The sequence below is a fragment of the Streptomyces sp. AM25 genome, from assembly GCF_058146165.1.
The window spans coordinates 1-1,051 of the sequence record NZ_JBKIWN010000156.1 but is presented as its reverse complement, the minus strand read 5'-3'; the positions used below and the strand labels follow the sequence as shown (position 1 = coordinate 1,051).

At 67.9% G+C, this 1,051-nt stretch carries 1 protein-coding gene; it reads right to left on the bottom strand.

What is annotated here, in order from left to right; genetic code table 11:
* On the bottom strand, nucleotides 1–912 hold a 912-nt coding region (locus tag ACLHRZ_RS42495), incomplete at its 3' end, for an IS256 family transposase (RefSeq protein ID WP_490424000.1).
* Nucleotides 913–1,051: the final 139 nt, after the last annotated feature.

Genomic DNA, 1,051 nt, shown 5'->3' with positions numbered 1-1,051 from the left:
ATCGAACTCGTTCAGGCGCTCCTTGGCCTGGGCCTCGTTGACGGCGGTGTAGACGGGCTTGAGGTCGGCGGCGACCTCGGGCCAGTCCCGCCGTGAGCAGTAGCGCAGGCTCTGCCGGATGAGGTGAACGACGCATCGCTGCACGACGGTCTGCGGCCACACGTTCGCCACCGCCTCGGGCAGCGCGGTCAGGCCGTCACACACCAGCATGAGCACGTCCCGCACGCCGCGATTGCGCAGGTCAGTGAGGACTTGCTGCCAGTACTTGGCGCCCTCGCCGCCGTTGCCGGCCCACAGTCCGAGGATCTCGCGGTAGCCGTCGGCGGTGACCGCGACGGCCACGTAGATCGGTCTGTTGGCTACCTGCCCGTCCCGGATCTTCACGTGGATCGCGTCGATGAAGACCACTGGATACACGGCGTCCAGGGGACGCGTGCGCCACTCGTTCATCGACTCCAGCGCACTGTCGGTGATCGTGGAGATGGTCTCCTTGGACGTCTTCATCCCGTACACCTCATCGAGGTGCGCGACGATCTCGCCGGAGGTCATGCCGCGGGCGGTCAGCGAGAGGACCATCTCGTCCAGCGCACCGGTCCTGCGGGCATGCCTGGGCAGGACGCTGGGGCGGAAGGTGCCCAGCCGGTCCCGCGGGATCTGCAGCGTGAGCGTGCCGACCTCGCTTATCACCTTCTTGGTGCGGTACCCGTTGCGGCCGTTGCCGCCCGAGCGTGAGCCCCGGCCGCCGACGCGTTCGGCCTCGACGGCCAGATGCTCGTCCATCTCGGCCTCCAGGGCGGCCTGCATGAGGTGCTGCGTGATCGCCGGCAGCAGGCCGTCCTCGCCGACCAGTCGCAGTCCACCCTCGCGGACCTTGTCCTGGGCCAGCAGCGTCAGCGCGTCCAGCAGATCCAGGCTGAGCCCATCTACGCTCTCCGGTGTCGTCCTCACGCTTGCACCGTCTGCGGCCGGCTCGCCCCCGGCAAGCGACACGCCGCCAACCGCTTCGAGAGAGTGAGTCTTCTGGATGGTCATAAGGTGTCCCTTCTGGTGA